This window comes from Methylibium sp. Root1272, from assembly GCF_001425905.1.
In the GTDB taxonomy this organism is placed as follows: domain Bacteria; phylum Pseudomonadota; class Gammaproteobacteria; order Burkholderiales; family Burkholderiaceae_C; genus Methylibium.
This window is the reverse complement of sequence record NZ_LMDY01000017.1, coordinates 199,110-224,241: the sequence shown is the minus strand read 5'-3', so window position 1 is coordinate 224,241 and position 25,132 is coordinate 199,110. Positions and strand designations below refer to the sequence as shown.

Annotated in this window: 22 protein-coding genes; 19 read left to right on the top strand and 3 right to left on the bottom strand. The window is 64.7% G+C overall.

Translation table 11 applies throughout. From position 1 onward, the window contains the following. Nucleotides 1-7 precede the first annotated feature (7 nt). From ASC67_RS18115 to ASC67_RS20390, 17 genes are all read left to right on the top strand, one after another. Nucleotides 8-1,477, top strand: coding sequence for a mannose-1-phosphate guanylyltransferase/mannose-6-phosphate isomerase (locus tag ASC67_RS18115; protein WP_056325088.1), 1,470 nt, complete (start codon nt 8-10; stop codon nt 1,475-1,477). Continuing rightward, nucleotides 1,474-2,547, top strand: a complete 1,074-nt coding sequence (rfbB, locus tag ASC67_RS18110) for a dTDP-glucose 4,6-dehydratase (protein WP_056325086.1) — start codon at nt 1,474-1,476, stop codon at nt 2,545-2,547. The genes ASC67_RS18115 and rfbB overlap by 4 nt, the downstream gene beginning before the upstream one ends. Further along, nucleotides 2,544-3,452, top strand: coding sequence for a dTDP-4-dehydrorhamnose reductase (gene rfbD, locus ASC67_RS18105; protein ID WP_056325081.1), 909 nt, complete (start codon nt 2,544-2,546; stop codon nt 3,450-3,452). The genes rfbB and rfbD overlap by 4 nt, the downstream gene beginning before the upstream one ends. A 17-nt stretch (nt 3,453-3,469) precedes the next feature. After that, on the top strand, nt 3,470-4,351 hold the full coding sequence (gene rfbA / locus ASC67_RS18100; protein WP_056325077.1) for a glucose-1-phosphate thymidylyltransferase RfbA: 882 nt from the start codon (nt 3,470-3,472) through the stop codon (nt 4,349-4,351). Further along, a complete protein-coding gene (gene rfbC / locus ASC67_RS18095) occupies nt 4,351-4,902 on the top strand; it encodes a dTDP-4-dehydrorhamnose 3,5-epimerase (RefSeq protein ID WP_056325074.1) in 552 nt (183 codons plus the stop codon). The genes rfbA and rfbC overlap by 1 nt, the downstream gene beginning before the upstream one ends. A gap of 27 nt (nt 4,903-4,929) precedes the next feature. After that, on the top strand, nt 4,930-5,862 hold the full coding sequence (locus tag ASC67_RS18090) for a GDP-L-fucose synthase (RefSeq protein ID WP_056325069.1): 933 nt from the start codon (nt 4,930-4,932) through the stop codon (nt 5,860-5,862). 8 nt (nt 5,863-5,870) lie between these two features. Beyond that, on the top strand, nt 5,871-7,007 hold the full coding sequence (gmd, locus tag ASC67_RS18085; protein WP_235566377.1) for a GDP-mannose 4,6-dehydratase: 1,137 nt from the start codon (nt 5,871-5,873) through the stop codon (nt 7,005-7,007). Nucleotides 7,008-7,116: 109 nt separating this feature from the next. Beyond that, nucleotides 7,117-7,479 carry a MarR family EPS-associated transcriptional regulator gene (locus tag ASC67_RS18080; protein ID WP_056325064.1) on the top strand — a complete coding sequence of 121 codons (363 nt, stop codon included), beginning with the start codon at nt 7,117-7,119 and terminating at the stop codon, nt 7,477-7,479. Beyond that, nucleotides 7,476-8,288 carry an ABC transporter permease gene (locus ASC67_RS18075; protein WP_235566376.1) on the top strand — a complete coding sequence of 271 codons (813 nt, stop codon included), beginning with the start codon at nt 7,476-7,478 and terminating at the stop codon, nt 8,286-8,288. The genes ASC67_RS18080 and ASC67_RS18075 overlap by 4 nt, the downstream gene beginning before the upstream one ends. Before the next feature lie 9 nt (nt 8,289-8,297). Next, the gene (locus ASC67_RS18070; RefSeq protein WP_082536118.1) at nt 8,298-9,095 is read left to right on the top strand and encodes an ABC transporter ATP-binding protein; all 798 of its coding nucleotides are present in this window, start codon (nt 8,298-8,300) and stop codon (nt 9,093-9,095) included. Beyond that, nucleotides 9,092-10,195, top strand: a complete 1,104-nt coding sequence (locus tag ASC67_RS18065; protein WP_056325061.1) for a capsular biosynthesis protein — start codon at nt 9,092-9,094, stop codon at nt 10,193-10,195. Before ASC67_RS18070 ends, ASC67_RS18065 begins: the two co-directional genes overlap by 4 nt. Nucleotides 10,196-10,251: 56 nt before the next feature. Then, nucleotides 10,252-11,973, top strand: a complete 1,722-nt coding sequence (locus tag ASC67_RS18060; RefSeq protein ID WP_056325058.1) for a polysaccharide biosynthesis/export family protein — start codon at nt 10,252-10,254, stop codon at nt 11,971-11,973. Nucleotides 11,974-12,047: 74 nt separating this feature from the next. Further along, on the top strand, nt 12,048-13,175 hold the full coding sequence (gene wecB / locus ASC67_RS18055) for a non-hydrolyzing UDP-N-acetylglucosamine 2-epimerase (RefSeq protein WP_056325053.1): 1,128 nt from the start codon (nt 12,048-12,050) through the stop codon (nt 13,173-13,175). Between the two features lie 21 nt (nt 13,176-13,196). Continuing rightward, nucleotides 13,197-14,477 carry a UDP-N-acetyl-D-mannosamine dehydrogenase gene (gene wecC, locus ASC67_RS18050; protein WP_056325049.1) on the top strand — a complete coding sequence of 427 codons (1,281 nt, stop codon included), beginning with the start codon at nt 13,197-13,199 and terminating at the stop codon, nt 14,475-14,477. A 56-nt stretch (nt 14,478-14,533) separates the two neighbouring features. Further along, nucleotides 14,534-18,007: an FkbM family methyltransferase gene (locus ASC67_RS18045; protein ID WP_056325046.1), complete on the top strand. Its 3,474-nt coding sequence runs from the start codon at nt 14,534-14,536 to the stop codon at nt 18,005-18,007. 18 nt (nt 18,008-18,025) lie between these two features. Beyond that, nucleotides 18,026-18,664, top strand: a complete 639-nt coding sequence (locus ASC67_RS18040) for a class I SAM-dependent methyltransferase (protein ID WP_056325042.1) — start codon at nt 18,026-18,028, stop codon at nt 18,662-18,664. Nucleotides 18,665-18,699: 35 nt separating this feature from the next. Then, complete coding sequence (locus ASC67_RS20390; RefSeq protein WP_156466815.1) at nt 18,700-19,602, top strand: class I SAM-dependent methyltransferase; 903 nt, start codon at nt 18,700-18,702, stop codon at nt 19,600-19,602. A 24-nt stretch (nt 19,603-19,626) separates the two neighbouring features. On the opposite strand, the gene ASC67_RS20705 is transcribed toward ASC67_RS20390, so the two are convergent. Genes ASC67_RS20705 through ASC67_RS18020 form a run of 3 tightly spaced genes read right to left on the bottom strand, consistent with a single transcriptional unit; the run spans nt 19,627 to nt 22,429 of the window. Further along, complete coding sequence (locus ASC67_RS20705; RefSeq protein ID WP_156466814.1) at nt 19,627-20,373, bottom strand: hypothetical protein; 747 nt, start codon at nt 20,371-20,373, stop codon at nt 19,627-19,629. Then, nucleotides 20,370-21,449: a GSCFA domain-containing protein gene (locus ASC67_RS18025; protein WP_082536107.1), complete on the bottom strand. Its 1,080-nt coding sequence runs from the start codon at nt 21,447-21,449 to the stop codon at nt 20,370-20,372. The genes ASC67_RS20705 and ASC67_RS18025 overlap by 4 nt, the downstream gene beginning before the upstream one ends. Continuing rightward, on the bottom strand, nt 21,446-22,429 hold the full coding sequence (locus ASC67_RS18020) for a right-handed parallel beta-helix repeat-containing protein (RefSeq protein ID WP_056325028.1): 984 nt from the start codon (nt 22,427-22,429) through the stop codon (nt 21,446-21,448). Before ASC67_RS18020 ends, ASC67_RS18025 begins: the two co-directional genes overlap by 4 nt. Before the next feature lie 258 nt (nt 22,430-22,687). Here ASC67_RS18020 and ASC67_RS18015 point away from each other — a divergent pair, with 258 nt between their 5' ends. Together ASC67_RS18015 and ASC67_RS18010 are read left to right on the top strand one after the other, a co-directional pair. Further along, on the top strand, nt 22,688-23,674 hold the full coding sequence (locus ASC67_RS18015; RefSeq protein ID WP_056325014.1) for a beta-3-deoxy-D-manno-oct-2-ulosonic acid transferase: 987 nt from the start codon (nt 22,688-22,690) through the stop codon (nt 23,672-23,674). Beyond that, nucleotides 23,674-25,116 carry a glycosyltransferase family A protein gene (locus ASC67_RS18010; RefSeq protein ID WP_056325011.1) on the top strand — a complete coding sequence of 481 codons (1,443 nt, stop codon included), beginning with the start codon at nt 23,674-23,676 and terminating at the stop codon, nt 25,114-25,116. Before ASC67_RS18015 ends, ASC67_RS18010 begins: the two co-directional genes overlap by 1 nt. The last annotated feature ends 16 nt before the right edge of the window (nt 25,117-25,132 follow it).

Genomic DNA, 25,132 nt, shown 5'->3' with positions numbered 1-25,132 from the left:
TGCCACCATGCATCACATCACGCCCGTCGTGCTCGCCGGCGGCTCCGGCACGCGGCTCTGGCCGCTCAGCCGAGCGCTCTACCCGAAGCAGTTCCTGGCCCTGTCCGGCACGTCGACGCTGCTCCAGCAGGCCTGCCAGCGGCTCGCGGCCCTGGCCGACGCGCAGACGACCGTCGCATCGCCGCTGGTGGTCGGCAACGAGGAGCACCGCTTCATGTTGCTGGAGCAGTTGCGCGAGATCGGCAGCACCCAGGCGACGCTGCTGCTCGAGCCGACCGGCCGCAACACGGCCCCCGCACTCACCCTGGCGGCACTGGCGAGTCTTGCGGCCCACGGAGACGACAGCATCCTCGTGGTCACCCCGGCCGACCAGACCGTGACCGACGGCCCGGCCTTCACGCGTGCACTTCGGCAGGCCGTGGACGCCGCGGCGGACGGCAGCCTCGTCACGCTCGGCATCGTGCCCGACCGCCCGGAGACCGGCTTCGGCTACATCCACAGCGAAGGCGCCGACACAGTCCGGCGCGTCAAGGCCTTCGTCGAGAAGCCCGATCGGGCCACCGCCGAGCGCTACCTCGCCGACGGCGGCTACGCGTGGAACAGCGGCATGTTCGTGTTGCGGGCCTCCGTGTGGCTCGCCGCAATGGCTCATTTCCGGCCCGACATCGCCCAGGCCACCGAGGCCGCGTGGGCCGGCCGCAGCACCGACGCCAGCTTCGTGCGTCCCGACAAGGCCGCCTTTGCCGCCATCCCCGGCGAATCGATCGACTACGCGGTGATGGAGCCCTGCCCGGCCGACGCGGCCAGCGGATTCAGCGTGAAGATGGTGCCGCTCGACGCCGGTTGGAGCGACCTCGGAGCGTGGGACGCGGTGTGGCAGGTCAGCGACCGCGACGCCCATGGCAACGCATCGCATGGCGATGCGTTGATCGAGGACAGCCGCAACACGCTGGTTCACGCGACGAGCCGGCTGGTCGGTGCGATCGGTCTCGACGACGTGATCATCGTCGAGACGCCGGACGCGGTGCTCGTGACCGACCGGTCGCGCAGCCAGCAGGTCAAGCAGATCGTCGCCCAGCTTCAGCGCGACGGCCGCAGCGAGGGCACGCTGCATCGGCGCGTCCACCGCCCCTGGGGCTGGTACGACAGCGTGGACTCCGGCAGTCGTTTTCAGGTCAAGCGCATCCTGGTCAAGCCCGGCGCCACGCTGAGCCTGCAGATGCACCACCACCGCGCCGAACACTGGATCGTCGTCTCCGGCACCGCGGAAGTGACCTGCGGCGAAAGCAAGAAGCTGCTGACCGAGAACCAGAGCACCTACATCCCGCTCGGCGAGGTGCACCGCCTAGCCAACCCGGGTTCGATTCCCCTCGAGATCATCGAAGTGCAGTCCGGCAGCTATCTGGGCGAGGACGACATCGTGCGCTTCTCCGACACCTACGGCAGAGCGGACGGAGTCGCCTCGGATCGCCAATGATCCTCGTGACCGGCGGTGCCGGTTTCATCGGCAGCAACTTCGTTCTCGACTGGATCGCCTCGACCGACGAACCGGTCGTCAATCTCGACGTCCTCTCGTATTCCGGCAACCTGCGCAACCTCGCCTCGTTGCAAGGCAACACCCGTCACGTCTTCGTGCGCGGCGACATCTGCGACCGGCCGCTGATCGACCAACTGCTGGCGGAACACCGGCCCCGGGCCATCGTCCATCTCGCCGCGGAAAGTCATGTCGACCGCTCGATCCACGGCCCGGGGGCCTTCCTGCGCAGCAATGTCGAAGGCACATTCGTGCTACTGGAAGCTGTGCGCGCTCACTGGTCCGGGCTGGCCGCTGCCGAACGGGAAGCGTTCCGTTTTCTGCACGTGAGCACCGACGAAGTCTTCGGCTCGCTCGAGCCCGAAGCACCGGCCTTCACCGAAACACATTGCTACGATCCGAGCAGTCCCTATGCGGCCAGCAAGGCCGCCAGCGATCACCTCGCCCGCGCCTGGCATCGCACGTACGACCTGCCCGTGGTGACGACCAACTGCTCGAACAACTACGGGCCCTATCAATTCCCCGAGAAGCTGATCCCGCTGACGATCGTCAACGCGCTCGCCGGCAAGGCGCTGCCGGTCTATGGCGACGGTCTGCAGGTCCGCGACTGGCTGTATGTCGGCGACCACTGCAGCGCCATCCGCACCGTGCTCGAACGCGGGCGTGTCGGCGAGGTCTACAACATCGGTGGGTGGAACGAAAGCGCCAACATCGACACCGTACGGTGCGTGTGCAACCTGCTCGATGAGTTGCGACCGGATCCCCTCGGCTCTAACGACCGACTGATCCGCTTCGTCACCGATCGCCCCGGTCATGACCGACGCTATGCGATCGACGCCCGCAAGATCGGACGGGAATTGGGGTGGCGGCCCGCCGAGACCTTCGAGACAGGCATTCGCAAGACGGTCGAGTGGTACCTGACACATGCCGACTGGGTGCGCGAGGTACAAAGCGGCAGCTACCGCGACTGGGTGGCGCAGAACTACGCGACGCGAACCGCCGGCCCCGCATGAGGATCTTGTTGCTCGGCAAGAACGGCCAGGTGGGCTGGGAGCTTCAGCGCGCGCTGGCGCCCCTGGGCGAACTGATCGCGCTCGACCGCGACAGCAGCACGACGTTCAAGGCCGACTTCAGCCAGCCCGACGCGATGAAGGCAACGGTGCGCGCCCTGCGACCCGACATCATCGTGAACGCGGCGGCCTACACCGACGTCGACCGGGCCGAAAGCGAAGCCGCACTTGCACACGCCGTCAACGTGATCGCGCCTGCGGCACTGGCCCACGAGGCGGCGACGTTGGGTGCAACGCTGGTGCACTTCAGCACCGACTACGTGTTCGACGGCTCCGGCAGCGCGCCGCGTGACGAAAGCGCGCCGACCGCGCCGCTCAATGTCTACGGCGCGACCAAGCTCGATGGAGAACAGGCGATCCGCGCCAGCGGCTGCCACCACCTGATCCTGCGCACCAGCTGGGTTCATTCGGCGCATGGCAGCAATTTCGCGAAGACCCTGCTGCACCTGGCCGCCGAGCGCGAGCACCTCGAGATCGTCGACGACCAGATCGGGGCCCCCACCGGCGCCGACCTGCTGGCCGACGTCACCGCGCACGCCCTGCGGTCGGTTCAACGGCAGCCCTCGCTCGCCGGCACCTACCATGTGACCGGCAGCGGCGAAGCCAGTCGGCATGGCTACGCCCGCTTCGTCGTCGAGCAGGCACGCGCGCGAGGTCATCCGCTGAAAGTGGCGGCCGACGCCATCCGTCCGGTCCCCACCAGCGCCTTCCCGACACGCGCTCGGCGACCGCTCAACTCGCGCCTCGACACCCGCAAGCTGCAAGCCTGCTTCGGTCTGTGTCTTCCGCCCTGGCAGGAGGGCGTCGAGCGCCTGCTGATCGAAGTGCTGGAGCACGGAGCCCGTTGACCGCTCCGCAGAACGCCATGCAACGAAAAGGCATCATCCTCGCCGGCGGATCCGGCACCCGGCTGCACCCGGCAACGCTGGCCGTCAGCAAGCAGCTTCTGCCGGTGTACGACAAGCCGATGGTGTACTACCCCCTCACCACGCTGATGCTGGCGGGCATCCGCGACATCCTCGTCATCAGCACCCCGCAGGACCGACCTTGCTTCGAGGCGCTGCTCGGCAACGGTGCGCGCTGGGGCCTGACCATCAGCTACTGCGTGCAGCCCAGCCCGGACGGCTTGGCGCAGGCCTTCGTACTCGGGCGCGACTTCATCGACGGCGCGCCGAGTGCGTTGGTGCTCGGCGACAACCTCTTCCATGGCCACGACCTCCAGCCCCTGCTGGCCCGTGCCACATCGCGGCCCGCCGGAGCCACCGTCTTCGCCTATCACGTGCAGGATCCGGAGCGCTACGGCGTGGTCGAGTTCGACGCACAACGCCGGGCGATCAGCATCGAGGAGAAGCCGCGCGCGCCAAAGAGCAGCTACGCCGTGACCGGCCTGTACTTCTACGACGCGCAGGTCTGCGACATCGTTGCCGGGTTGAAGCCGAGCGCACGCGGAGAGCTGGAGATCACCGACGTCAACACGCACTACCTGCGCGAGGGCCGGCTCGACGTGGAAATCATGGGCCGAGGCTACGCCTGGCTCGACACCGGCACCCACGACAGCCTGCTCGATGCAGGCCAATTCATCGCCACGCTCGAGAAGCGCCAGGGCCTGAAGGTGGCCTGTCCCGAGGAAGTGGCTTTCCGTGCAGGCTGGATCAGCGCCGAACAACTCGAGGCGCTGGCCTCTCCGATGCTGAGGAGCGGCTATGGCCAATACCTGCTGCGCGTGCTGCGGGAGAGGGTCTACTGATGAGAGTGAGCCCCACGTCCTTGCCCGAGGTCTTGTTGCTCGAGGCCGAAGTCGTTCGTGACGCACGCGGATTCGTCGTGGAAAGCTTCAACCAGCGAGTGTTCGAAGCGACAGTGGGTGACGCCGCGAACTTCGTGCTGGACGTCCACTCCCGCTCGCAGCGCGGGGTGCTGCGCGGCCTGCATTACCAGTTGCCGCCGTGTGCCCAGGGCAAGCTGGTGCGGGTGATCGCTGGCCGGGTATTCGACGTCGTCGTCGATGTGCGCCGCAGCAGCCCGAACTTCCGGCGCTGGTTCGGCGTCGAGCTGGACGCCGAGAAGCCACAGCAGATCTGGATCCCACCGGGATTCGCGCACGGCTTTCTTGCGCTCAGCGAGACTGCCGAGGTCTTGTACAAGACGACGAGCTACTACGCCCCTGGAACCGAAGGCTCGGTGCGCTGGAACGATCCGGACATCGGCATCGAGTGGCCTCGGATGAGCAGCGCCCCTACACTTTCGGCCCGAGACGCCCGAGCGCCCGCACTCGCGGAAGCGCTGGTCTTCGACTGACCCCAGACACCCTACAGCAGCAGGTTCATGAACAAGAGCACCCGCATCTTCGTTGCCGGCCACCGCGGCATGGTGGGATCCGCGCTCCTGCGCCGACTGCAGGCTGCGGGATACACCAGCGTCCTGACGGCCTCGCGCGAACAACTGAACCTGCTCGACCAGCGAGCCGTCCACGCGTTCCTCGCAGAACACCGACCCGAGCACTGCGTGGTGGCTGCGGCCAAGGTCGGCGGCATCGCCGCCAACGACCGGTCCCGCGCCGACTTCCTGTACGAGAACCTCCTGATCGAAGCCAACCTCATCCACGGAGCCCACCTCGCCGGCGTGCAGCGACTGCTCTTCCTCGGCTCGAGCTGCATCTATCCGCGCGACTGCCCGCAGCCGATCCGCGAGGACTATCTTCTGACCGGCCCGCTCGAAGCGACGAACGAACCGTATGCGATCGCCAAGATCGCCGGCATCAAGCTGTGCGAAAGCTACAACCGCCAGTACGGTCGCCAGTACGTCAGCGCGATGCCGACCAACCTGTACGGCCCCAACGACAACTACGACCTGGCGACCAGCCATGTGCTGCCGGCCTTGCTGCGCAAGGCGCACGAGGCCAGGCTGCGGGGCGACAGCGAACTCGTGGTCTGGGGCAGCGGGACGCCGCGGCGCGAGTTCCTGTATGTCGACGACCTGGCCGACGCCTGTGTCCACCTGATGGAACTGGGCTACGACGGCCCGATCGTCAACGTGGGCTGCGGAGCGGACCTCACCATCCGCGAACTCGCCGAGACGGTGATGCACGTGGTGGGCTTCGAGGGCCGCATCGTCTTCGACAGCAGCAAGCCCGACGGCACGCCGCGCAAGCTGCTGGATGTCTCGCGCCTCGCGGCGCTTGGATGGCGCGCGAAGGTTCCGCTCGAGGCGGGGCTCCGCCTCGCCTACGCGGCGGCACCGTTCGCGCGCGCTGAATGAACCCTGGGATGATCGACATGGCCGACGACCACAAGAAGACTGCATTGATCACCGGCGTGACGGGTCAGGACGGCGCCTACCTGGCCGAGCTGCTGCTCGACAAGGGCTACGAGGTGCATGGCATCAAGCGGCGCGCCAGCCTGTTCAACACCGACCGCATCGACCACCTGTACCAGGATCCTCACGTGGACCACCAGCGCTTCGCGCTGCACTACGGCGACCTGACGGACAGCACCAATCTCATCCGCATCATCCAGCAGGTGCAGCCCGACGAGATCTACAACCTCGCGGCCATGAGCCACGTGGCGGTCAGCTTCGAGACGCCGGAGTACACCGCCAACGCCGACGGCATCGGCACCCTGCGTCTGCTGGAAGCGATCCGCATCCTCGGGCTCGAGAAGAAGACGCGCTTCTACCAGGCCAGCACCAGCGAACTCTACGGGCTGGTCCAGGAGACCCCGCAGAAGGAAACCACGCCGTTCTACCCGCGCAGCCCGTATGCCGTGGCGAAGATGTACGCCTACTGGATCACCGTGAACTACCGCGAGGCCTACGGCCTGTATGCCTGCAACGGCATCCTGTTCAACCACGAGAGCCCGCTGCGCGGCGAGACCTTCGTCACCCGCAAGATCACGCGAGCAGTGGCCCGCATCGCCCTGGGGCTGCAGGATTGCCTGTACCTGGGCAACCTGAGTTCGCTGCGCGACTGGGGTCACGCCCGCGACTACGTCGAGATGCAGTGGCTGATGCTGCAACAGCCTCAGCCGGAGGACTTTGTCATCGCCACCGGCGTGCAGTACAGCGTGAGACAGTTCGTCGAGCTCGCCGCAGCCGAGCTCGGCATCCGGATCGCCTTCACCGGCCAGGGCGAGCAGGAGATCGGCACTGTCACGGCGGTGGACGGCGCACGCGCGCATTGCAAGGTCGGCGATGTGATCGTGCGGGTCGATCCGCGTTACTTCCGGCCCACGGAGGTCGAGACGCTGCTGGGCGACCCCAGCAAGGCCAAGGCCAAGCTGGGCTGGCAACCGACCACGACGTTGCCGGAACTGGTGCGGGAGATGGTCGAGGCCGATTACGCTGCAGCCCAACGCGACAATCTGGTTCGGCGGGCAGGCTTCCAAGCCTACGACTACCGGGAATGACGGCGGCTGCGACCGACACGCAGGCCCCGGCGAAACCTCATCGGTGGTGTGGGTCGACCGGTTTTGGTGCACGGCTACACTCAACGTTCACCCCGTGAACAAGCCCAGCATGTCCCACGTCATTGCCGTCAACGCACCTGATGCGGATGCGGCACACCTGCAAGTCCTGCGCGTCCTGGAGCGGCAACCTGCGCTCTCCCAGCGTGAACTGTCCGCGGCACTCGGGCTGAGCCTGGGGAAAACGCACTACCTGCTGCGCGCTTTGTTGGACCGCGGCCTGGTCAAGGCGAGCAACTTCAGGCGCAGTGATCGCAAACTGGCGTATGCCTATCTGCTGACGCCGGCCGGGCTGCGAGAAAAGCTTCGCCTGACCCGGCGCTTTCTGTCGCGCAAGGAAGCCGAGTTCGAGCAGTTGCAGAAGACGATCGCCGCCTTGCGCCATGAACTGAATGACGAGGAGTCGCGCTCTTGAATACCGCGCTGACGGCCTCTGCGGCGCCAGGCAAACGCACGCCCTGGCAGATCCAGCGCGCCGTGCTGTTCGCGTTGCTCCAGCGCGACCTGAAGGCGCGCTTCGGTGGCCGCTGGCTGGGCGGGATCTGGACGCTCTTCGAGCCGCTGGCCCATGTCGTGATCCTGATGCTGCTGTTCGGGTACTTGCGCCACCGCGTCGTGCCGGGCATGCCGTTTCCACTGTTTCTGGTGACTGGCCTGATTCCGTACCTCATGTTCCGCAATCTCACACTGCGGCTGATGAGTGCACTGGACGGCAGCCGTGGACTGTTCGGCTACCGCCAGGTAAAGCCGATCGACGTGCTGACAGCGCGCGCCGGCATGGAGGTGCTGATCTACAGCGTGCTATTCGTCGTGTTCCTCGTGGCACTGGGTTGGGCGGGTTTTCAGTGGTTTCCGGACCGCCCACTGCACCTCGCCGTCGCGAGCACGGTGCTGATCGTCTTCGGCTTCGGCCTGGGGCTGATGCTGGCCGTGCTGACCGATGACTGGCCGCAGCTCCGGATCTTCGTCCGCCTGGTGTTCATGCCCTTGTACTTCGTGTCCGGCGTGATCTTTCCCTTGCATTCGCTACCAGCCGAGTTCCTGCCGTGGCTGCTGTGGAACCCGCTACTGCACTTGGTCGAAGTTCACCGTGGGGACTTCGTCGAGAACTATCGGGTCCTCGAACAGGTCGACCTTTCCTATCCGGCCGGGCTGGCCCTCGCGACGCTGGCACTGAGCCTGGCGCTGTACCGAGTGCGCCGTCGGCGGCTCCTGTCCCGTTGAGTGATCCCGATGATCGAGCTGCGCCACGTCACCAAGTCCTACCCGACGCCGCACGGACGGCGCTATGTCTTCCGCGACCTGAGCTTTCGGTTTCCAGACGATGCCAGCATCGGCCTGATCGGCCCCAATGGCGCTGGCAAGTCGACGCTGATGCGACTGCTCGGCGGCATCGACGCACCCGATCAGGGCAGCGTGATCAGCGACGTCAACGTTTCCTGGCCCGTGGGTCTTGCCGGCGGCATGCAAGGTACCTTGAGTGGCCGGGATAACGTGCGCTTCGTCTGCCGTGTCTACGGTGCCGTAGGCCAATCCATGCAGTCGAAGATCGCCGAGGTCGAGGCCTTTGCCGAGATCGGCGAGTACTTCGACCTGCCGGTCAAGTCGTACTCCTCCGGCATGCGCTCACGCCTAGCTTTCGGACTGAGCATGGCCTTCGACTTCGACTATTACTTGATTGATGAAGTGATGGCCGTCGGCGATGCACAGTTCCGCGCAAAGTGCCAGGTGGCGTTTCGCAATCGACTAGAGCGTTCGAAGCTCATCCTCGTGTCGCACAACATGGTGGACATCCGCGAATGGTGTGACGTCGTCGTGCTGATCAAGGATGGCGTCGCAACCCTTTATGAGGACGTGGAGGCTGGCATCCTGGCCTACCAGGGCCCGGTCGACAATGCTGCGCTCCGTCGGGCTGCCAGAGCAAGGCGCGCCGCGCGAGCGGCTCGCCTTGCTGCTCTGGTATCAAGCACCGCTCCGGCTACTCCTTCCCCCGAAGCCCATCCATCGACCCAGACTGAAGCCACCGCATGAATCAATTGTTGGCACTCAATCCGCGACGCCTGAAGCTGCTGTTGATCGCGTTGCCCTTGGTGCTGGCGGCGCTGTATTACGGCTTAGTCGCAGCCGACCGTTATGTCAGCGAATCCATCATCACGGTACGCCAAGCCAACCAGGAGCAGTCTCCCGTTCCAGGGATCGCGCTGATGCTAGCCGGTGTCAACCCGCCGTCTCGCGAAGAAACGCTTTACCTGCAGCAGTACATCCACTCGCTGGATCTGTTGAAGCGGCTCGACGCACAGTTGGGTTTGCGGGCGCACTACGAGGCAGAGAAGGCAGACCTGGTGTTCCGGCTTTACGGGGGTCACAGCCAGGAAGAGTTTCTCGACTACTACCGCAACCGCATTGAGGTTCACTTCGACGACCTGACCTCACTGCTCACGGTCCGCGTGCAGGGCTTCAAACCGGAGTTTGCACAGAAGCTGAACGCAGCCATCCTGGAGGACAGTGAGCGTTTCGTGAATGCCTTCTCGCAGCGCATGGCGCGTGAGCAGATGGGTTTCTCCGAGACGGAACTCGAGCGTGCTGCTATGCGGCTGCAGAAGGCCAAGGCCGATGTGCTCGCCTTCCAGACCAAGCACAAGCTGCTGGATCCGGTGGCGCAGGCACAGGCCAGCGGCACGCTCACGGCAGAGTTGCAAGCAGGGCTGGCGCGCCAGGAAACCGAACTGCGCAACGCACTGACCTACCTCAATAGCAACAGCTACCAGGTCAAGGCGCTTCGCAGCCAACTGGACGCTGCGCGCGCGCAGCTCGAAGTGGAGCGCCTTCGCGCCACATCCGGGCGCAGCGGGGAGCGCCTGAACCGACTAGCGGCCGACTTCCAGGAGCTGATCCTGCAGGCCGGCTTTGCCGAAGACTCCTACAAGGTGGCGCTGGCATCGGTGGAGAACTCGCGGATCGACGCCGCCCGCAAGATCAAGAGCCTGGTCGTCATCGAACCGCCCTCCTTGCCCGAGACGGCCATCTACCCGCGACGCATTTACAACCTGGTGACGCTGCTTGTCGTGAGCCTGCTGCTCTACGGCATCGTTCGGCTCGTGATCGCAACGATACGCGAGCATCTTGACTGAGACCGCTCATGCACAAAGATCAATCAATGAACTACAGCGGTCCAGCCTCTCTGTCGATGAGGGCTGCGCTCGTGCGGGCGGCAGGCATGCTGGCTCTGGTGCTGGCAACCATGGGCATGCACGGACCCGCACGCGCCCAGCAGACCTTCAACGATCCGTTGAATCTGGGCCCGCGAGGGCTCACCGAGATACCTGCTTTCGTACGTCCTGCGCAGCCGGCTGCGGCGGCGTCTGCGCCGGCCAGTGCGCCGCTGCCGCCAGGGGGGCCCTTGCCGCCGGATCCCTACACGGCACTGAAGCCCATCGTCTTCGGCTCGCAGATCTTCACCGGCCGCTTCGGTGGCCAGGCCTTCACCGGCTTCAACCCCGACTACCAGATCGCGGTGGGTGACCGCATCCACATCCGTATGTGGGGCGCCTTCAACTATGAAGCCGCTCAAGCAGTCGACGCCCAGGGCAACGTGTTCATCCCCAACGTCGGCCCGATCAGCGTGCTCGGCGTGCGCAATGTCGACCTGAACAAGCAGATCGAGGCCCAGGTCAAGCGCACCTTCCGCTCCAACGTCGGCCTGTATGCCACCCTCGAAGCCGCCCAGCCCGTCAAGATCTACGTCACGGGCTTCGTGAGGGCGCCGGGGCTCTACAGCGGCCTTTCGTCGGACTCCGTGCTCGCCTACCTGGACCGTGCGGGCGGCATCGATCCCGACCGCGGCAGCTACCTCGAGGTGGACGTGCTGCGCGGCGGGCAGCCGCGAGCCAAGGTCAATCTCTACCGCTTCCTGCTCGACGGGCAGATTGCGCCGCTCCAACTGCAAGACGGCGACACCATCGTCGCATCGCCACGGAAACACACCGTGCAGGTGGCCGGGGAAGTGCTCAACCCCTACATCTTCGAGTTCGGCCAGGCCCAGGTCAGCGGCAGCGAGCTGTTGGCGGTGGCCCGCCCGCGCCCCGCCGCCACGCACTTGAGCATCGTGCGCAAGGTAGGCGCCGAGCTTCGCAGCGAATACCATGCGCTGGCTGAAGCTTCAAGGATCACCATCCATGACGGCGATGAAGTCACCGTCACGTCGGACAAGTACCCCGGCACGATCCTCGTGCGCATCGATGGCGCGCACCTCGGCGAACGGACGCTCGTGCTGCCCTATGGCGCCCACCTGAAGGATGCGCTCGCCCGCTTGAAACCGGCGCCGCAGGCTCGGGTCGAAGCGCTGCAGTTGTTCCGGCGCTCAGTGGCGGCACGGCAGAAGGAACTCATGGAGTCCTCGCTGCGCAGCCTGGAAACCTATGCGCTCACCGCACGCTCGGCCACCAGCGAGGAAGCCGCGCTCCGCGGCCGCGAGGGTCAGCAGATCCTGGAGTTCATCGAACGGGCCCGCAAGATCGAGCCTCGCGGGCAGGTGATCCTGGCGCAGGGAACGGCGGCCGGCGACACCCTGCTCGAGGATGGCGACATCATTCGCGTGCCCGAACGCAGCAACCTGGTGCTGGTGAGCGGCGAGGTGTTGTTTCCGAACGCGCTGGTCTACGACAGCCGGGCCAATGCCACCGATTACATCAACCGCGCCGGTGGCTACACCCAGGGCGCCGACGAAGCCAAGCTCATCGTCTTGCGCCAGGACGGCAGCATTGCCGAGGGCAGGCGTGCAGCACTGCAGCCAGGCGACGAGATCATGGTGCTGCCGAAGATCGAGACCAAGAGCGTGGAGTTGACGCGTGGCATTACGCAGATCATCTACCAGATTGCGATCGCGGCGAAGGTGTTACTCGATCTGTAGCTTGCTGTCGTCCGCGATCAGAACCGCTCACTCTCCATGATGGGCGGGCGCCGATTGCCGCATCCCCAAGAAGAATGAAACGAATACTGACCGTCTTCGGGACCCGCCCCGAAGCCATCAAGATGGCGCCGCTGGTGAAGCGGCTCGAGGCCACGCCTGGCATCTACAGCCGTGTTTGCGTGACCGCGCAGCACCGGCAGATGCTCGACCAGGTGCTGGAGTTGTTCGAGATCGAGCCCCACCACGACTTGAACGTCATGCGGCCCGGACAGGATCTCTTCTCGATCACGAGCGAGGTACTGCAGGCAACACGGCGGGTCTACGAGGCAGAGCGGCCAGACATGGTACTGGTCCATGGTGACACCACGACCACCTTCGCCGCCTCGCTGGCAGCGTTCTACCAGCGGATTCCGGTCGGTCACGTGGAGGCCGGATTGCGCACCGGCAACCTCTACTCGCCCTGGCCGGAAGAAGCCAATCGCAAGCTCACGGCCAGCTTAGCTCGCCTCCACTTCGCTCCGACCCCCGCGGCGCGCGACAACCTGCTGCGAGAGAACGTCGCGCCGGACCGGATCGTGGTGACCGGCAACACCGTCATCGACGCCCTGCTCACCGTGCAGCACAAGCTGGAGAGCACGCCATCGCTGGGGGGCGGGTTTGCGAGACAGTTCTCGTTTCTGCGAGACGATGGCCGGATGCTCCTCATCACCGGGCATCGCCGCGAAAATTTCGGTGACGGCTTCGAACGCATTTGCGAGGCCTTGGCCTCGCTGGCCCGAAGGTACGAAGACCTGCAACTGGTCTATCCCGTGCACCTGAATCCCAATGTGCGTGAACCGGTGCAGCGCCTGCTCAGTGGCATTGGCAACGTGCATCTCATCGAGCCGCTGGACTACCTGCCCTTTGTTTACCTGATGAACCGCGCCACCGTGATCCTCACCGACTCCGGCGGTATCCAGGAAGAAGCACCGTCACTCGGCAAACCGGTCCTCGTGATGCGCGACACCACCGAGCGCCCCGAAGCGGTGGAGGCGGGCACCGTGCGCCTGGTCGGTACGTGCACCCGATCCATCGTCGACGGTGTCTCGCTGCTTCTGGACGATCGCACTGAGTACGAGCGCATGAGCTTCGCTCACAACCCCTACGGCGACGGCCATGCCTGCGAGCGCATTGCACAAATGCTCGCTTCGCAGCCCATCTGAGACGTCTTTCCGCCGAACACCATGAACTCACCCGAAACCTTCACAACCGTATCGATGATCGGGCTGGGCTACATCGGACTGCCGACGGCCGCGATGTTCGCCGCGCGTCGCACCAAGGTGATCGGCGTCGACATCAACGCCCACGCCGTCGACACAATCAACCAGGGCCGCATCCATATCGTCGAGCCGGAACTGGACATGATCGTCCATAGCGCAGTCACTCAAGGATGGTTGCGCGCGACGACGCACCCGGAAGCTGCCGATGCCTTCCTGATCGCCGTGCCGACCCCTTTCAAGGGAGATCACGAGCCTGACGTCAGCTACGTCAGGTCTGCCGCCGAATCGATCGCGCCGGTGCTACGCAAGGGCAATCTCGTGGTCCTGGAGTCGACTTCCCCGGTAGGAACGACCGAACAGATGGTTCAGTGGCTCGCAGACGCGCGCCCCGATCTTCGATTCCCGGTCGACGGCGCCGGCGACGTCGACATCAATGTTGCGTACTGCCCGGAGCGCGTACTGCCAGGCCACGTGGTGCGCGAACTGGTCGAGAATGATCGCATCGTCGGGGGACTCACCCCACGCTGCTCGGAGCGAGCCGTGGCGCTCTACCGTACCTTCGTCAAGGGCGAACTGCTGGTGACGAACGCGCGCACTGCCGAGATGTGCAAGCTGACTGAGAACTCTTTTCGGGACGTCAATATTGCCTTCGCCAATGAACTTTCGATCATTTGCAACAGGCTCGGCATCAACGTATGGGAACTGATCAAGCTGGCGAACCGTCATCCGCGCGTCAATGTTCTCCAACCCGGCCCCGGCGTCGGCGGCCACTGCATCGCTGTAGACCCTTGGTTTATCGTTCACAGCAGCCCCGCTGAAGCGCGCCTGATTCGCACTGCGCGTCATGTCAACGATGACAAGCCCCTCTGGGTGATCGATCAGGTCAGTGAGGCAGCCCTTTCGATCGCCGCGGAAAAGGGCATCGATGTGGTCAATGTCCGGATCGCGTGCTTCGGCCTCGCGTTCAAGGCCAATATCGACGATCTCCGCGAGAGCCCCGCTCTGGAGATCGCGCAAGTGCTCGCGGAACGTCATCCCGGAACGGTGGTCGCGGTCGAGCCGCACATCGATGCGCCTCCCGAAGCACTGCAGCGGCTCGGTGTCAAGCTGGTGACCGCAGAGACGGCGCTCAAGCACTGCGATGTCGTCGTCCTGCTCGTCGATCACAGACAGTTTGGGACGCTCAGCCTCGCTCAGCTCGCGCACAAGCGCGTCGTAGACACCCGCGGACTTACTTTGGCCTGAGCGATGGCTTTCTCCGTGATGCAACCAGCACATCCGAAATTCCGAGCGCTTCACTCATGACGCAAGACTCTGTCGCAGCCTTCTTCAGCGATCTCGAGCCGTTCTTCTATGGGCGGAGCATGACGTACGTCGATGTAGGCGCATTCGAAGGCGAGGTGCTTGAAAAATTGATCGAGTCCTCGCTCAAGGTTGGCGAGGCCCATTTGTTCGAACCGAACCCGGACTCTTTCGCCACTCTAGAGCGCCGCGCCAAAGGGATGTTCAAGGGTCGACGTCTGGCGCTCCATGACGTGGCTTTGGGAGCAGAGAGAGGTGTCGTCAAGCTGACGAAAGCACGCAGCATGACTCGCGTTGCGTACGAGCCGAAGAGTACGTCTGACGCATCGAGTTCGTTCGATTCAACGACGGTGGAACGACCGATCGTCACGCTCGACGAAATGCTGGATGTCATTACCGAGCGTCGCATTTCCCTGCTGAAGATCGACGTCGAAGGCTTCGAACTCGAAGTGCTCCGCGGTGCGCAGCGCTTGCTCAGCGAGCAGGCTGCCGATGTGATCTACATCGAAGCAGGCATGAATCCGGAGAGCCGGCAACACACCTACTTTCGCGATATCGACGCGGCACTGACAGCGCACGGCTACCGGTTGTTCCGTGTGTACGAGCAACAGCACGAGTGGCTAGAGGATTCGCCCTTCCTGCGGCGTGTGAATGCGGCGTACTTCAGTCGCCGATTCGGTGATGGCAACCCCTATCGCGTCACTCAGGAGTTGTTTCGTGTACGTGCTGAGGCGACACAAGCGAAGGCCGCGCTTCTGGCTGCCGAGCAGCGAACTGCTGATTTGACAGCAGCGCTTCTGGCCGGCGAGCAGCAAGTCATCGAGTTGATGCGACGGATCGAGGTCCAACAGACGACTTCTGCGGAACTTGCCGATCAACTCGCCGCACAGCAGCAACGCGCCTCGGCCACCGACCTCGAACTCGACGAGGCGCGGCGACTCGCCTCCGAACTTTCGAGAAAGTTCGACTCGCAGAAATTGCGCACAGCAAGAGCCGAGCTAGCTGCTTCCGTCGAGAAGTCTGCGTCGGCTGCCACCATCACATCACTCAAACGGAAGCAGCATCAGTTGACCGATCTCGGTCACGCCGTGATCAAGCAAGCCGTTCGCGCAGATCAATTGTCGCGTCAGTCGGATCTGCAACGCCAGCAGATTCAACAGCAGCTTGCCTACAGGCTGGGGAGCGTACTCGTTGCTTGCAGGCGCCAACCCTCTAAATTGATTGTCTTGCCGTGGCTGCTGATACGCGAAGGGCTGAAGCACCGGCACGACCGTCAGCTGCTGCGAACCGCCGATGCGGCCGCAGCGGGAGCATGGCAGCATCTCGGCGCCCGTCAAGCATGGCGACCCCAGTCCTTTCTGGCGAAGGCAGCACCGCAATGGCTCGCAATCGATACGACACCGGAAGTGGCATCGCTTGGCCTTCGGCTGAGACTGCAGGCGCCGGAAGGTGGTGCAGAGGATGGCGCCATGCTCCTTTTCGAGGGAACCGATGCGTCGGGAAAGACCTTGACGCTGAGCGACACCCACTTCGCTCGAGCGCCAGCGGTCGACGGTCGATACCAAAGACCGCTGGGTGTCGATATCGATACGCTGCACGACTTGCAGATCGCCTTGCCTGACGGCTGCCGAACAGTTCGCATCGCAGTTGTTCGCCACAGCGCTCGACACGTCTTTCGCGTTGTATTCGAGCAGATCAATCGCAGCACCCAGTTGCCGCAGGTTTCATCGCCAGCAGCGCCCATCGCCGAGAGGCCCCGCAGCACAACGACAGCGGAGGCCTCGCCACCGGGGCGGCTGAGGGTTTTGTCCCTGCTCGACCCGTTTTCAGAGCATTGCTTCGCGCCGGAGTTCGATCTCGTCCCACTCCGACGCGGTGGATGGTCTGATCAAGTGACTTCAGGGGCTTGGGACCTGTTCTTCGCCGAGTCGGCCTGGCGCGGAAATGGAGGGACGTGGAACTACTGCATGACGAAGTTCACCGGCACACAGGGCGACGACCTGCGCGGCGTGCTCGCCCTTTGTCGGTCTCGCGGCATCCCTACGGCCTTCTGGAACAAGGAGGATCCTGCAAATTTCGATGTCTTCATCGACGTTGCCAGACAGTTCGATCATGTCTTCACGACCGATGCAGACTGTGTGCAGCGCTACCGAACTCAGTTGGGGCATGACCGCGTTCATGTCTTGCCGTTTGCAGCGCAATCTGCGATGCATCATCCCATCCTGGAGGCGAATCGCAATGCGCGCGTGGCCTTTGCCGGTAGCTGGAACGGTATCAAATATCCTGCCCGCGCCAAGTGGCTTGACATCCTGCTGACGGCGCCGATGGCGCGAGGCATTCTCGACATTTTCGATCGGTATGCGGATGCCGCCGATTCAGCACAACGGTTCCCTGAGCGCTTTGGTACTGCCGTAAGGGGTGCAGTACCGTACGACGTCATCGCAGATCAGGTCTACCGGCGCTACGGCGTCATGATCAACGTCAACTCCGTCGAGGAATCGCCGTCGATGGTGGCTCGACGCGTGTTCGAGTTGGCGGCCAGCGGCACCCCGCTGATCTCCTCGCCCTCGCCCGCTTTGGAGGGCCCCTTCGCGAAAGTGGTCGATGTCGTGACAACGACCGACCAGGTGTCTCGCACGCTGGAAGAACTGCTCTCGGACGAACTCACGTCGTTGAGGCGCAGTGCACGAGGCGTCAGGCTCGTGCATGGCCAGCACACCTATCGACATCGCGCCGCCGAGGTCGCGAAGGCACTCAGTTTGCGAGGCGATTCGACCTCTCCGCCGGAAACCATCACGGCCATCTGCGTTTCCAAGCGACCCGGGTTCCTGGCCCAGATTGCATCCATGATGAATGCGCAGACGCATCCGAGCGTGCGGCTCATCTTTGTCGCACACGGAGACGGCTTCGATCTGGAAAAGGTCAAGGCGGCCTTTGATCGAAGGTTGGAGGCAACCGTGCTACATCTGCCCGGACAGGACTCGGTTTTGGCTGACGGCCTCAATCTCGCGATCGATCGCTCGACGACGCCGCTGCTGGCCAAGATCGATGACGACGATCACTACGGTCCCGACTACCTGGCCGACGCCGCACTTGCATTCAACTACAGCGAGGCCGGCCTCGTTGGCAAGGGATCCTATTTCTGCTTTGTCGAACGAACCAATCAGATGGCCCTACGGTTTCCATCGAAGCACTACCGCTACACGAAGTTGGTGCACGGCGGCACACTGGTCTGGGACCGTCGCCGAACCGGCGAACAGAGATTCGAACGAGTGCGCCAGGGTACCGACACAGCATTCCTGAAGGCACTGCAGGAACGCGCCGTACCCATACTCTCCACGGACCCCTTCAATTTCGTTCACGTGCGGTACGCAGATTCGGCGCAGCACACCTGGCACATCGATGACGATGAGTTTCTCCGCAAGGCCCGCATCCTGCAGGACGGCCTGAATCTCGATATCGCCTACATCTGACATCAAAGCGCAGCACCCATGAGCCCGATCGACATCGACCTCGGCCCGTTGGCCGATCCCCTGATGCTCGCCGTCCGCGAGCAGTACGAGCGTCATTACCAAGAGAAGTACGGTGACGACAAGAAGGGCTTGTATCTCGACGCCGACTGGCGACGGCTGCAGTACGCTGCGTCGCTGATTCCACCGGGAACCCAATCGATCCTCGAGGTCGGCGTCGGACCCGGCCCGATGCTCAATTACCTGACGCTGCTGGAGCGTTTTACCAGCGTCGTCGGCATCGACATTCGTCGGTACAGCAAGTTTCTACAGCTCACGCCTGCGCTCGACTTCCGCATCATGAGCGTCGACAAGCTGCAGTTCCCCGACCGCCACTTCGACGTAGTCTTCTGCATGGAGGTCCTCGAGCACGTGCCCACCGAGGTGATGATGCGCGGCATCGAGGAACTTCGACGCGTCACGAAGAACAAGCTGGTGATGAGCGTTCCGTTCGAAGAGCCGCTGCCGCTGCCCTCGTATCACCTGCAGCGCTTCGATGCACCCAGGCTCCAATCCGTCTTCCCGGATGCAGAGGTCAGCATGCTGCATCGCCCACGGCGTCGCGGTTGGGCTTGGGCCATGTTGACTGAAACGCCGGGGCATGGATTGCCCACGCCCTGATCCACCGTGGAACTCGAGTTCATCGGACACGACGATTGAAGCCGCTACCCACCAAGTTCGATCCGAGATCGCAGAGCGCCTCTCGGATTCTTGATCAGTTGCATCGAGATCATCCGATCAGCGTTGCTTCGACTGACGACGTCGCTGCGGTGTTGTCGTGGAATCGGGATCTGAAGGCCCTCGAGCAACTCAGCACACTGTTACCGGCTCGTGGCGGCATGAAGTACGACGAGGCCTCTCTCGCGCATCGGTCACAGCGTCGGATGAACAAGGCCATTCAGGTCGCCGGACAGGTGAGCGGCGGATCATTTCACACGGTTCTCGATATTGGCTGTGGCCGTGGCGACAACTTGCGCGGGCTCCAGCAACGTGAAAGCTATTGCTATGTCGGCCTCGACATCGATGATCGGCGATTTCCGGCAACCCGATCCCTGCAGGATGCAGAACACTCGGAGCAATTCATCTGCGCCTCGGCGGAATGCATTCCCTTGCCCACTGGCTCGGTTGATCTCGTTGTGAGCTTCAACGTCCTTGAACACTTACCGCAACCCGGCGCCGTGATTCACGAGATCACCCGAGTGCTGCGCAATGGCGGCGTCTTCTTCACGCAGTTCGGCCCTCCCTGGAACGCGCCCTTCGGTCCGCATCTGACGCGATTCAGTGGCGTACCGCACTTGCATCATCTCTTCCCGGACGACGTCGTTGCCCGATTCACGAAGCGCGAAGATGCCTATTGCACCGTGAACCGCTTGCCGCTCAAGGTGTACCGCCAACATCTCTGGAACACACCCTCGACGGATTGCCGCTATTACTGGGAGCACGTGACCTACGATCACGTCTGGGCGTGGCCTCATTTCCTGGAGACTCATCGGCCGACCGATCAGAGCGAGTGCATCGTCAATCGCGTCGACGCCGCGCTGGTCAAGACCGGCATCTGAAGACCCGGCGACCACGCCCCCGCATCAGTCGTCGAGCCGACGGATTCTCGCGTCGATCGCTGACAGCATCTCCTGGCCGAACCGCGCGTTCGCGTGGTGGAAGTCGTTTGCATCGGCAGCATGAAACTCCAGAGGCAGGAATCCATCGTTGGACAGAATGCTCGCTGCGAGTCCCGACATCGAACCGATCGATTCGACCCCGCGCGCCTGCAGCGCGCGTTGAACGACTTGCACCGCCGTGGCATGCAGGACCGCGCCAACGCGCGCCTCGATCGATCTCCCGAACTTCGGATCGTCGCGCCGCGGTGGCGGCGCATGCAGCGCGAAACAACGGACACCTGTTTCCGAAAGGTCGGTCAGGAACTGCATCGAGTATCGGAAGTGATGCAGGACGATCTGCTCGACCACGGCCACCGACAGTGGTTGCCGTGGCCGCTCGCAAACGGCCCAGGGACTGAATCGACGCCAAACGGGATTGCGCAGCAATATCGTCGTCGTGTACGGGATCGAAAAAACGAAGATCCGTCCATCGTCGCCTGAGATGGATTGGGCCCCGATCACTTCGGCGAGTTCACGCGCCGCATCTGCGTCGGTCAACACCACGTCGTTGTCGCGGCGTCGATGAAAGGCTCGCAACGTCGTCGGGAAGGAGAACAGCTTGCGGACGCTGGCCCGACCCAGCGCCGGAAGGTCTTGCGAACCAGGGTTCCGCTCAAGCGCATGACCGAGCGCGACCACGTGGGAATCCCCGAGAATCAGCACCTGCTTCAAGAAGCAGACCCCGCATCCAGCGTGGCTTCGTCACAAAGCGTCGCCAGTTCGATGCGGTTTTCCTCATCGACGCGTTGCTCGCAGGCTTCGACGGATGCCGAGGTCGGGTACGCGTCTTCTCCTTGCGGCCCCCGATAGGTCGCCACGAAGCTCGACATGACGCGTTGCACTCCTTGAGCCGTGACGTTTCGCATGTCCGCATCGAAGCATATCTCGGCAGCCCCGGCCGATGTCACGAGTTCATAGCTCGGGAAGTAGTCGACGTGGTCATGTCGTCGGCACAGTTCGCCTGCCACGGCCCGAAGCACGCTCTTGGAGTAGGAGGTCGCGACGACGACATGATCGCGCGAGGCCGTCGCCGCCAGAGGAACAGGCGACACCGTCAGCAAGAAGCGGAGATCCGGATTGCGCCGGCGAGCGCCGGCGATGAACAACTCCATGTCTTCCAGGACCTCCGAGAATCCTTGATTCCGGAAGCCGTGAACCGAAGCATCGAAATGCCCCGCGATCGTCCCCGGGCACAGAGGATAGGCAGTGCCGTCCCGTTGATCTAGCCACAGTTCGGTCAGCCCCATCGTGAACACCAGAACCTCGGACTCGCGGAACATCCTCTTGAGCGCACGCTCATGCGAACGCCGCAAGGCGATCAGTTCATCCAAGCTGGCAAACCCTCCGGGCTCGATCGTGGGCCGGTAGGCGTCATAGAACCGGCCTTCGGTCTCCCAGACCATCTCGGCGTGATGTTCACCGAACGCCCGCTGGAGCAACTGCAGCAGTTGCTTCGACGTATAGACGTTGCCCGACCGGACCGAGAACAGTCCGTAACCATAGGCAGCCTGCTGGTCGACGGGGAGCAATGACGGCCCAGGTTCGTAATCGATGAAGCTGTAGTTCCGCTCGCGCAAGACGCGGCCGATGTGCTGTGCGAAGCAACTCCCCAGCGTCGCGATTCGGGTCGACTGCGTGATCTCGAACTTCGGGGTGTCGAGGGAGATCGGCTCTTCGGAACGCCACGCCTTGACCGTACGCCGCCAGAAATGCCTGTCGGGAAGATCGGCGTAGGGATGCCGACTCATCGCGGCTGGCTCCCACGGGAGGTTGCGCGAGTCGATGTGGCCGGAGACTGCATGAGGACACGCTCCCTCACCGCAGGGAGTTCGCACTGGTTGGAAGGGCGTTCGCCGTGCCGGATGTCCAGCGCGACCGGCGTCACCGGTTTGCCGTCCAGTCGATTCCCGGCAAACCGGTTGCTCCAGGACGGGCACTCGTCCTTTCGTTCACAGTCCTTGCGCTTCGTCGCATCGCAGTACCAGTCCTGAAAGACGGCCGGCAGCGTTTGCCGGCGAAACTCGTTGTCGACGATCTGGTTCTCGTTCGAAGCATCGCGAAGCTTGATGGCGACGCCGCAGTTGTCGTCGAAGCTGTTGCCCTCGATCCGGTTCCGGTTGCTCCCGTGCGCCATGTAGATCGGATGCAGAAGGCTGCAATCCCCGGCATTGCGTACCCGCAGGAAACTGTTCCCCTTGACGATCGACTCGCTGATCCCCACGAACCGCAGCGCCGCGGTCGACGGAGGCCCCTGAAGACTGCCGATACCCTCGAAGCGGTTCGACAAGACCTTCACAGCAGATGCGAGCTGCTGCCCGACACCTGCTTCGAACGGCGCCTCGATCGACAACGCCGTGCTGTACCGACGCACGTCGAGGCCCTCGATCGTGAGCGGCAGCCGCATGGGGGTCTGCGCCAGAACGCGCAACCACGTGCCCTGGTTCGTCTCTCCATCGAAGATCGGCCGCTGCGTGGAGTCCACGGCCCGGATTGCGATCGGCGGTGGCTCGGTCTTCAGTCTCAGGACATTGCGCTGTCCTCGGTACGTACCCGGAGCCACCAGGATCTCCGTGCCACCCGCTCCGGCCTGCCGGATCGCCACCTGCAGGGCCCGCTCCAGAGACGCCACCGCAGTCCCCGGGCTCGCACCCGAATTGGCGTCCGCGCCGTCCGCCGCCATGTAGACCGCCATGCCCTGCGCCTCGGCCGCGAACGGAAGCGCCAGCATCAGGGTCCAGGCCGCTGCAAACGCCCGACTAAGCGCCAAAATATCGGACCAAGCTCGACGCCGGCCGAGGGTTGGACGTCCAGTCGCGCACAAGATGTCTGAAAGAGTATTCATGGTGGATTGCCCAGCTCGAATTGCCTGCGTGACGGTGGCCGCTGTCCACCGGCTGCTACCGACCATACGCCAAGACCGGTGGATTGGTCCTGACGACAGCGACCCGACGCCTACTGTAGGTCGAGCCGGTTTGCCTGTACTTTCGTGAATCCACTGTCCGCGGAGCACCGCTACGGCCTGTGCTGGTGGCGCCGCCGCATGACGACGCTGGAGCCCCTGCTGGAGGCCCGCGTGATCCATCCGCCGCTGCTCGGTCGAGAGGTCGATGCCCTGCTGGCCTGGGGCCGCAAGCGCGGTACGTCGCGCGCGCTCCGCTGGCCCTGGGCCGCCGACGTGCCCGTCTGGTACGCCGAAGACGGCTTTCTGCGCTCGGTCGGCCTGGGGCACCGCGACCCACCGCTGTCGATCGTGCTCGACCCGGTCGGCATCTACTACGACGCCACCGTGCCTTCGGGTCTGGACGCGCTGGTGCGGGCCGGTCATGACGCCGCACAGCTGGCCCGCGGCGAGGCCCTGGCACGGCAGTGGCGCGCTGCCCGTGTGTCCAAGTACAACCATGCCCCGGAGGCCGTCGTGCCGCACGCCGGCGAGCCCTATGTGCTCGTGGTCGACCAGACCCGCGGCGACGCCTCGATCCGCTGCGGCCTGGCCGACGAACGCAGTTTCCAGCGGATGCTGGAGGCAGCACTGGACGAGCACCCGCGGCACCGGGTGCTGCTGAAGGTGCATCCCGACGTCGTGGCCGGCCGCAAGCGCGGCCACTTCGAGTCGCTGGGTGCGGCCGCGTCACGCATCAGCGTGCTGGCCACGGACGCGCACCCGCCATCGCTGCTGGAGCCGGCACAGGCCGTCTACACGGTCACGTCGCAGATGGGCTTCGAGGCCCTGCTGTGGGGCAAGCCGGTCCGCAGCTTCGGCATGCCCTTCTACGCCGGCTGGGGGCTGACGACCGACGACCTGCCCGCTCCGGCCCGGCGCGTGATGCCGCGGCCGGTCGCGATGGCCGGCCTGGTGCATGCGGCGCTGGTCGACTACCCGCGCTATCTCGACCCCGACACCGGCCGGCGCTGCGAGGCCGAGCGGCTGATCGACTGGATCGCCGCCGCCCGCCACCGGAGCGCCGCGACGTGATGACGCCGCTGCAGGCTCTGCAGCGTTTGGAGCACCGCCTGCTCGAACGCCGCGCCGCACGCACGCCGTCGCTGCTGCAGCGGCTGGCGACCCTGTTGAGCAACGACCCTGCGCCGCCAGACGGTGCGCTCGCGCTGTGCATCGAACTCGGCCTGGTACGGCGCGCACGGCAGCTGCTGGACCGGTCGCCCGCTCTGCTGGCGCTGCCCGCAGCGATCCAGCTCGCCTGGCTGGAGGGCGACTTCGGCGCGCTCGACCGCTGCGCCGCCGATCCGGCCGCCGCGCCTGCGCTGGCGCGCGCGCCGCAGGCGGTGCAGAACCGCTGCCTTTCGATCCTGGCCTCACGCTCACCTCAGGCCGCGCTTGCAGTGGTGCAGGCGATGCCGCGGCGCCCGGCGTGCGCGCCGGCCGTCGCGCTGCGAGCCGGCGAGCCGGACACCGCTGCGGCCTGGCTCCGTGCGTGGCCGTGGCAGATGCACGCCGACTACCTGCTGCTGGCGGCCAACCAGGCCGGAGACGCACGGCAGCGCCTGGCCCTCCTCAACCGCTACCTCGCGCGCCACGGCCTCGCACCGCTGCAATGGCGCCAGGCTGATGCGCCGCTGGGCGTGACCCAGCTCTCGCCGATCGCGCGGGCAGGCACGGCGTCAACAGCAGCCGCCGCGTCGGCCGGAGACGCGCTGCTGTCAGTGGTGATCCCCGCCTACGACAACGCGGTGCACGTCCGGGCCGCGATCGAGTCGATGCTGTGGCAGACGCGAAGGCCCGATGAGATCCTGGTGATCGATGACGCCAGCCGCGATGGCACCGCCGCGATCGTCGAGGCGCTCGCCCGTGAGCACGCAGCGATCCGCGTGATCCGGCTGCCGCACAACCGCGGCGCCTACTTCGCGCGCAACCTCGGCCTGGCCGCCGCGCGCGGCCGCTTCGTGGCCTTTCACGACGCCGACGACTTCGCCCACCCGCAGCGCCTCGATCACGCCCTGGCCCCGCTGCTGGCCGACGAGCAGCTTCATGCGACGACCGGCCGTTGCGTGCGGCTGGCCGACGACGGGCAGTTCGGCGAAGCCCGCGTGTGGCCGTTGACACGCTGGACGCCGATCTCGCTGCTCGTGCGGCGCGAGGTCGTGCTGCGCCGGGTCGGTTACTTCGACGATCTGCGTTTCGGCGCCGACAGCGAGTACGTCGCGCGGCTCAGGCTGCTGCTGGGCGAGCGGCATCACCGCCTCGTCGCGAAGCCGCTGTCGCTGTTCGGTCAGCGCGCGGGATCGCTGACGACCTCCGGCGACGCCGGCTTCGACCGGCAGGGCTGGTCCGGGCCGCGGATCGCCTACCAGCAGGCCTGGACCGAGCGCCACCTCGCGCACCTGCTGCAGGGCGATGACCTCTTCAGGCCGCTGCCCGCGGAAGTGGCCGCGACGCTGGCGGACCTCGACGGCTGAGGGGCGGCTGGGCCGC